Raw genomic sequence first — 6,928 nt, 5'->3', positions numbered from 1 at the left:
AAATTTTAACGAATGGACCGCGCCTTCGGGTCGCAGCCTGCTGCAAGAAGAGAGGTGGCGGTTCCGGGTTTTCCCGGCATTCTGGCCGCGATGATTCGCCCCGCTACCCTGCTGATGCTGGCGTTGGGTCTCGGCGCCTGCGCGGTGGGGCCGGACTACACACCACCGAAACTCGATCTGCCGCAGCGCTGGAGCGCCGCGACGGGCGGGCCGAAGGCTCTCAAGGCGAGCGAATGGTGGCGCAACCTGCGCGACCCCACGCTGAACGCCATGATCGAACAGGCGATCGCCGGCAATCTCGATGTGGCACAGGCCAAGGCCCGCATCCGCGAGGCGCGCGCCACGCGCGAGCAAGCGGTCGGCGCGCTCTTTCCGCAGGTCGACGGCAATGCCTCGGCGACGCGCTCACGTTCGGTCGGCGTGACCCGCAACAGCTTCCGTGCCGGCTTCGACGCCTCCTGGGAGATCGACCTGTTCGGTGCGCGCGACCGCGCTGTCGAGGCCGCGACCTACGGCACGGATGCCGCCTTCGACGATCTCGACGGGGTGATGCTGACGCTGATCGGCGACGTCGCCTCGACCTATGTCGAGGCGCGTGGCCTGCAGGCGCGGATCGCGCTGGCCCGCAGCACGGCGCGGACGCAGCGCGAGACGGAGGCGCTGACGCGCACCCGCTTCCGCGCCGGCGACATCTCCGCCATCGATACCGCCCGCGCCACCGCGCAGGCCGCGAGCACGGAATCGCAGATCCCCCTGCTCGAAACCTCGCTCGCCCAGAACCAGCATCGCCTCGCGGTGCTGACCGGGCGGCCGCCCGCGGCGATGGCCGCCTATTTCGCGCGCGCTGCCGCCGTTCCGGCGACGCCCGCCCCGCCGCGCGCCGGCATTCCCGCCGACGTGCTGCGCCGGCGGCCGGATGTCCGCGTGGCCGAGCGCCTGCTTGCCCAGTCCACGGCGCGGATCGGCCAGGCGGAGGCCAATCGCTATCCCTCGGTCTCGCTGACCGGCAACATATCGACATCGGCTCTCAAGCTCGGCGATCTCGCCAAGAACAGCGCGATCGGCTGGGCGATCGGTCCGAGCCTCAGCGTGCCGATCTTCAATGGCGGCGAGCTTGCCGCGGCCGTCGACGCCGCCAGGGCTCAGCGCGACCGGCAGGATGCGGCCTTCAGGCTGGCCGTGCTGACCGCCCTGCAGGATGTCGAGGACAGTCTGGTGGGTCTGCGGCAGGAGCGGATCAGACTCGGCAGCCTGTCGGAGGCCGCCAAGGCCTCGACCGAAGCCGCCCAGCTTTCGCGCGCGCTGTATACCTCCGGCAATGCCAGCTTCCTCGATGTGCTCGAGGCGCAGCGCACGCAATTCGGCGCCGAGGAGGCGCTGATCCAGAGCCGGGTCACGCTCGCGACACAGTTCATCGCTCTCAACAAGGCGCTCGGCGGCGGCTGGCTCAGGCCCGTCGAGGTTTCCGCGCCGGCGGTGATCGACGGCGAGACCGGGCCGCGCCTGCGCCTCATTCCCGTAGAGGAACCGCAACCATGAGGCTTCGCCGCCTCCTTCTTCCTGCCCTGATCGTCGCGGTCGTCGGCGGTTACTATCTCTGGCAGGTCCGCCAGCCTGCCCCGGCGGAAACCGTCAGCCTGCCGAGCGTCGAGGCGGCGATGGGCAATGTCGAGGAAGCGGTGCTCGCTTCCGGCGCGCTCGAGCCGATCCGCCAGGTCAGCGTCGGCTCGCAGGCGACCGGCCGCGTCGTCTCCCTCAAGGTCAAGCTCGGCGACAACGTCAAGGCGGGCGATCTGATCGCTGAGATCGACGCGGTCACCCAGCAGAACACGCTGCGCTCGGCCGAGGCCGATCTCGCCGCTCTCAAGGCGCAGCGCGCCGAGCGTGTCGCGAGCCTTGCCTATGCCGAGGCGGTGCTCGCCCGCCAGAAGCAGATGATCAGCCAGAATGCGGTCTCGCGCGACGCCTACGAGAATGCGCAGATGACGGTCTCGACGACGCAGGCGCAGATCGAGGCGCTCGATGCGCAGATCGTCTCCAGCCAGGTCAAGGTCGAGACCGCCCGTGCCAATCTTGGCTACACCCGCATCACCGCGCCCAGCGCCGGCACCGTGCTCGCAGTCGTCGCCCAGGAAGGCCAGACGGTGAACGCCGTCCAGTCGGCTCCGACCATCGTGGTGCTCGGCGACGTCTCCACCATGACCGTCAAGGCCAAGATCTCTGAAGCCGACGTGCTGCGGGTGAAGACCGGGCAGGAGGTCTATTTCAGCGTTCTCGGCGCACCGGAGCAGCGCTTCCCCGGGAAGATCTCCTTCGTCGAGCCCGCTCCGGACACGCTGAAGACGCAGAACATGACCAGCTCCGCCACGACGAGCAGCAGCTCCTCGTCCTCCAGCACGAGTGCGGTCTACTACAATGCCTGGTTCGAGGTGCCGAACCCCGAGGGCCGCCTGCTGACCTCGATGACCGCGCAGGTCACGGTGATCGTCGGCCGTGCCCAGAACGTCGTCACGGTGCCCTCGACGGCCGTGCGCCGCCGCGGCCCCAACGCCTTCGTCGAGGTACTCGGCGAGGACGGGAAGGCCGAGCAGCGCAAGATCACGGTCGGGCTCGACAACAAGATCGTGGCCGAGGTCACCTCCGGCCTGAAGGCCGGCGAGCGCGTCGTCACCACCCGCAGTGGCGGCGGTGCGGACGCGACCCGGCCGGCGCGCCGCTCGCGCTCGCCTTTCGGCTTCTGAGGATGGGCGTGCCGCTCATCCGTCTGGCGGGCGTCCGGCGCGATTTCGGCACGGGCGAGGCAACGGTCGCCGCGCTCGATGGCGCCGACCTCGTGATCGAGGCCGGCGAGATGGTCGCGATCGTCGGCCAGTCCGGCTCCGGCAAGTCGACGCTGATGAACATCATCGGCTGCCTCGACCGGCCGACCGGCGGAACCTACGAGATCGACGGCCGCCCGACGCGCGACCGCGACCCCGACGAGCTCGCAAGGCTCAGGCGCGAATATTTCGGCTTCGTCTTCCAGCGCTATCACCTGCTCTCCGAGCTTACGGCGCTCGCCAATGTCGAGGTGCCCGCGATCTATGCCGGCATTCCGCCGGGGCCGCGCGAGAGCCGGGCGGCGACGCTGCTGGACCGGCTCGGCCTCGGCAGCCGCAAGACGCACCGCCCTTCCGAGCTTTCCGGCGGCCAGCAGCAGCGCGTCTCGGTGGCGCGTGCGCTGATGAACGGCGCTCGCGTCCTCCTCGCGGACGAGCCGACCGGCGCGCTCGATCGCAAGAGCGGCGAGGAGATGCTGGCGCTCATCGAGGAGCTCAACCGCGAAGGCCACACCGTCATTCTCGTCACCCATGACATGAATGTCGCCAACCGCGCCCATCGCATCATCGAGCTCAGCGACGGCCGGATCATCGACGACAGACGCACGGCTCCGCGCTCCGAGAAGGTGCCGCCGCCGTCTCCGGTTCCGCCCCCGGCCGGCCTTCTGCGCGCCGGCTTCGGCCGGCTGAAGGAGGCGTTCGGCATGGCGGTGCGCGCCATGACCGCGCACAAGCTGCGGACGACGCTGACCATGCTCGGCATCGTCATCGGCATCGCCGCCGTGGTCAGCGTCGTCGCGCTCGGCGAGGGCGCCAAGCGCAACGTGCTGCAGAACATCTCCGGCCTCGGCACCAACACGCTCGAGATCTTCCCTGGAACCGGCTTCGGCGATCTTCGCTCCGGCCGCGTGCGCACCCTGACCGTGCTCGATGCCCAGGTCCTCGCCGGCCAGCCCTATGCGGCGAGCGTGACGCCGACGGTGACGACCAGCGCGACGATCCGCCTCGGCAATGTCGAGGCGACGGCGCAGGTCAACGGCGTCAGCGAGCGCTATTTCGACGTGCGCGGCAGCGTGCTGACGCGGGGATCGTTCTTCGATGCCTCCGATGTCCGCACTCTCGCACAGGACGTGGTGATCGACGAGAATGCGCTCGGCGTGCTCTTCCCGCAGGGGCAGGCGAACCCGATCGGCACGGTGATCCTGATCGGTTCCGTGCCTTCCCGCATCGTCGGCGTCATTCGCCAGCAGCAGGGCGGCTTCGGCGGCAGCCAGAACCCCCAGGTCTTCCTGCCCTACACCACCGTGCAGGGGCGCTTCCTCGGAGATCTCTCGCTGCGCAGCATCACCTTGCGCGTCGACGACGAGACGCCGATGGCGGCCGCTCAGGAAGCCGTCACCGAGCTCCTGACCCATCGCCACCGGGCCAAGGACTTCTTCATCCTGAACCAGGACGAGATCCGCAACACCATCACCAGTGCTACTGCAACGATGACGCTGATGATCTCCTCGATCGCGGTGATCTCGCTCCTGGTCGGCGGTATCGGCGTGATGAACATCATGCTGGTCTCGGTGATCGAACGCACCAGCGAGATCGGCCTGCGCATGGCTGTCGGCGCGCGCCGCAGCGATATTCTCCAGCAATTCCTCATCGAGGCGTCGCTGGTCTGCTTCATCGGGGGCGCGCTCGGCATCGGCATGGCGCTCGCGATCGGTTTCGCCTTCGAAGCCTCGGGCTCCCAGGTGAGCTTCATCTATTCGGGCGAAGCCTTCGCGGCCGCGATCGCCTGCTCGACGCTGATCGGCCTGACATTCGGCTTCCTGCCCGCCCGCAACGCGGCGAGCCTCGACCCGGTGGTCGCGCTGGCGCGGGACTAGGCTTTCCGGCCGCGCCGCAGGGGCTTTTCCGGCCGGAGCCGCCCGGCGCCCGACAGGATGCTGACGGCCAGCGCGCGCGCCGCATCCTGATGCGACTGGCCGCCGATCACCACGAACTCGATCGTCCCGAGCCTGGGCAGGGCCTCGCCTGGCTCGACCTCGGCGAGGCCCGGCGGGATCAGCCGGGCCGAGTGGGCGGTGATGCCGAGCCCGGCCACCGTCGCCGCGCGCAGGCCGGCAAGGCTGCCGCTGGTGCAGGCGACGCGCCAGGCGCGCCCGGCCTGTTCCAGCGTTTCGATCGCATGCACGCGGGTGATGCTCGGCGGCGGATAGAGCACGAGCGGCACCTCCCGCTGCTCTGCCAGCCGTGCGCCGGGGCGACCGACCCAGACGAGCCGCTCCTGCCATGCAACCTCGCCGCGCTCGTCGCCCTTGCGGCGCTTGGCGAAGATCAGGTCGAGATCGCCGGCGTCATACAGTTCGTAGAGCAGCCCGCTCAAGCCCACCGTCAGCTCGAGATCGACCGCGTGATGCTGCATGGCGAACTCGGCGAGAATTTCCGGCAATGCCGTGTAGGCGAAATCCTCGGAGACACCGAGCCGGAGTCGCCCGCGCAGGGTCGAGCCCCTGAGATAGCGCTCGATGCGCCGGCCGGCTTCGAGCGCCTCGCGCGCGAAGGGCAGGATGGCGTCGCCGTCGGGTGTCGGGCGCACCTCATGCGTATCCCGCTCGAGCAGGCGACGCCCGACGCGCTTTTCCAGCCGCGCGACATGCTGGCTGACCGAGGACTGGCGCAGGCCGAGCTGCCGCGCGGCTTCGGTGAAGCTCAACGTCTCGCAGACCTTGAGGAAGCTCTGCAGCAGCACGGGATCGAGCGGCTTCTGGTCCGGTTCCATGCCGATCACGATCCATGATGAGCGATATCATGTCCAGTCCGGATCAAAATGAAGCCGAATGGGATTACAAGGCCGCATCTCACCGGAAGGACCGCAGATGATCCGCCGCACGCTCGCCCGCTTCGGCATCGACCCCTATCTCGTCGCGCTGATGGCCACCGTTGCGGCGGCCGCGGTCTTTCCCGCGCATGGCGTCGGCGCGACGGTCGCCAACGACGCTGTCTCGGTGGCCGTCGCCCTGCTGTTCTTCCTCTACGGAGCGCGGCTCTCGCCGGTCGCGGTCTGGGAAGGCCTGCTGCACTGGCGGCTGCAATCGCTGGTCTTCGCCAGCACCTATGTGCTCTTTCCCGTGCTCGGGCTCATCCTCACCCGCACGCTCGGCGGCTGGCTGCCATCGGAACTGGTGGCCGGCCTGATCTTCGTCTGCATCCTGCCTTCGACCGTGCAATCCTCGATCGCCTTCACCTCGATCGCGCGCGGCAATGTCCCGGCCGCCCTGTGCAGCGCCTCGGTCTCGAATCTCTTCGGCATGGTGCTGACGCCGCTGCTCGTCGTGCTGCTGCTCGATTCGAAGGGCGGCGGCTTCAGCACGCGGGCCGTCGAGAGCATCGCGCTGCAATTGCTGATGCCCTTCATCGCCGGACAGCTGCTGCGCCGCTGGATCGGGCCCTTCCTGCAGCGCCACAAGGCGCCGATCTCGATCGTCGACCGCGGCTCGATCCTGCTCGTCGTCTACGCCGCCTTCAGCGAGGGCATGGTCGCGGGCATCTGGTCGCAGGTGACGCTTGGCGATCTCGGCCTCGTGATCGCGCTCGACGTCGTCCTGCTGGCCGCCGTCCTGGCGATCACCACCTTCGCCAGCCGCCGGTTCGGCTTCTCGAAGGAGGACGAGATCGCCATCGTCTTCTGCGGCTCGAAGAAGAGCATGGCGAGCGGCATTCCGATGGCGAACATCCTCTTCCCGGGCCAGGCGCTGGGCCTGATCGTGCTGCCGCTGATGCTGTTCCACCAGGCCCAGCTCTTCGCCTGCGCGGTGCTGGCGCAGCGCTATGCACGCCGGCCGGCCGGGCCGGCGGCCGAAACGTCGGCCAACCCGGCGCTGGCTGCTGCCAAGGCCTGAACTTTCCCGCTGCGGCGATCCTGCATTTGCAAGGGAACCGCGCCCGGCCGAATGTCGTTGATCCCTGCAGGGCGAAGCCGAGGCCTTTGCTCTCGCCGAAACCAGGATGCCCCGATGCGCATCGGGACGCGATCATGGAGCCGAGACATGCAGCAGGACGAAAAATCCCAGCACGAGATCAGGAAGATCGCCTATTCCCTCTGGATCAGGGACGGC

Annotated in this window: 5 protein-coding genes; 4 read left to right on the top strand and 1 reads right to left on the bottom strand. The window is 68.8% G+C overall.

Translation table 11 applies throughout. From position 1 onward, the window contains the following. Positions 1–90: 90 nt before the first annotated feature. From ACIPIA_RS07890 to ACIPIA_RS07880, 3 genes are read left to right on the top strand one after another with little or no spacing between them, the layout of a single operon-like run. Positions 91–1,539 carry an efflux transporter outer membrane subunit gene (locus ACIPIA_RS07890; RefSeq protein ID WP_400508301.1) on the top strand — a complete coding sequence of 483 codons (1,449 nt, stop codon included), beginning with the start codon at positions 91–93 and terminating at the stop codon, positions 1,537–1,539. Next, entirely contained in the window at positions 1,536–2,741 is a 1,206-nt protein-coding gene (locus ACIPIA_RS07885; RefSeq protein WP_400508299.1) for an efflux RND transporter periplasmic adaptor subunit, read from the top strand. The genes ACIPIA_RS07890 and ACIPIA_RS07885 overlap by 4 nt, the downstream gene beginning before the upstream one ends. Before the next feature lie 2 nt (positions 2,742–2,743). After that, positions 2,744–4,696: a MacB family efflux pump subunit gene (locus ACIPIA_RS07880; RefSeq protein ID WP_400508297.1), complete on the top strand. Its 1,953-nt coding sequence runs from the start codon at positions 2,744–2,746 to the stop codon at positions 4,694–4,696. Here the strand turns inward: ACIPIA_RS07880 and ACIPIA_RS07875 are convergent. Further along, positions 4,693–5,592, bottom strand: coding sequence for a LysR family transcriptional regulator (locus tag ACIPIA_RS07875; RefSeq protein WP_400508295.1), 900 nt, complete (start codon positions 5,590–5,592; stop codon positions 4,693–4,695). The two genes, ACIPIA_RS07880 and ACIPIA_RS07875, sit on opposite strands and share 4 nt — an antisense overlap. A gap of 97 nt (positions 5,593–5,689) precedes the next feature. Between ACIPIA_RS07875 and ACIPIA_RS07870 the strand changes: the two genes are divergently transcribed. Further along, positions 5,690–6,712, top strand: a complete 1,023-nt coding sequence (locus tag ACIPIA_RS07870) for a bile acid:sodium symporter family protein (protein WP_400508293.1) — start codon at positions 5,690–5,692, stop codon at positions 6,710–6,712. The last annotated feature ends 216 nt before the right edge of the window (positions 6,713–6,928 follow it).

The organism is Allobosea sp. CER48 (genome assembly GCF_044752385.1).
Lineage (GTDB): Bacteria > Pseudomonadota > Alphaproteobacteria > Rhizobiales > Beijerinckiaceae > Allobosea.
The sequence above is the reverse complement of the archived record's forward strand: the minus strand, read 5'-3'. Positions and strand labels throughout refer to the sequence as shown.